Annotated in this window: 2 protein-coding genes and 1 pseudogene; all 3 read right to left on the bottom strand. The window is 66.7% G+C overall.

Annotated features, from left to right (window positions below; genetic code table 11):
• Positions 1 to 138, bottom strand: a pseudogene (locus HW578_RS27025) (IS3 family transposase); the annotation flags it as partial.
• Positions 139 to 291: 153 nt separating this feature from the next.
• The gene (locus tag HW578_RS27020; protein WP_198373779.1) at positions 292 to 681 is read right to left on the bottom strand and encodes a hypothetical protein; all 390 of its coding nucleotides are present in this window, start codon (positions 679 to 681) and stop codon (positions 292 to 294) included.
• Between the two features lie 74 nt (positions 682 to 755).
• Positions 756 to 953: hypothetical protein (locus HW578_RS28125; protein WP_232479333.1), on the bottom strand; the 198-nt coding region annotated here is incomplete at its 5' end.

Raw genomic sequence — 953 nt, 5'->3', positions numbered from 1 at the left:
TCGCTTCGGCTGCCGCCGCGGCACCTTCAGCCCCTCGCGCCGCCAGATGCGCTCTACCCGCTTGGCGTTCACCCGCCAGCCCTCGGCCCGCAGCAGCGCGGTGATCCGGCGGTAGCCGTAGCGGCCAGGCGCGGCGGCGGTGACACGATCGCAGAGCGCGTTTGCATCGCTAACCACATCGAGCCAGTCGTGCTTCTCGGTGATGGAAGGAGGGCTGATGGCAAGCGGAAGACTCACGATAACGTTCATCGATGCGATATCCTTTCGACGAGTTCTGCTGCTGCTTGGTATCTACCGATCGACCTCACGATTTTTCCCACGGGGGTGAGACGCGATGCCGAGACCGCCTGCACGGAGCCACAGGCGCAGTTCATCGATCGTCCGGTAGAAGGCGGAACACGAGCGACCACTCCCACGCTGCGCGCTGGCGATGTCGCCGTGCGCCGCGATCAGCAGCAGCAGAGTCTCCCGCGGCTGTGCCGGTAGATCGTCGAGCAGGGCGTCCAAATCGACGCGGCGCGCGATGGCGACGACGTCGTCGCTCGGCTCCGGTTGCGTCGCTGAGGTAAAGGCCCCTCCCGCGTCGATATCGAGGAACTCGAGCGGAACCAGGGTCACCCTGCTTGGATGGCTGTCGGCCTTCAGACGGTCGGCCACGACGTGCCGTGCCAGCAGGCCCACGAAGGCCGCCCAGTTTGCCTGACCGCCATCGAAGTGGCGGGCGCGTTCGACGATGGCGAGCAGGATGTCCTGGCTCAGGTCCTCGCGATCCGCTCGCCCACGGCGACCGCGCCACGCCCATCGGGCCGCATGGCGATACGCGGCGTGTGAACGGCGGAGAGAAAGTCGGCCACTGGAGCGGCGGCGTGATGCTGCTGCGGGCGGAGTAAAACCCGTCCAGTGGTGGGCGTCCTACCTTGATGGATCAGGTTGGGGCGCCGGGAGATGTTCGT

Origin of the sequence: Roseomonas rosulenta (genome assembly GCF_016106005.1) — a bacterium.
GTDB classification, from domain to species: Bacteria; Pseudomonadota; Alphaproteobacteria; order Acetobacterales; family Acetobacteraceae; genus Neoroseomonas; species Neoroseomonas rosulenta.
Note: the sequence above shows the minus strand (reverse complement) of the source record. Positions and strands in the feature narration are given on the sequence as shown.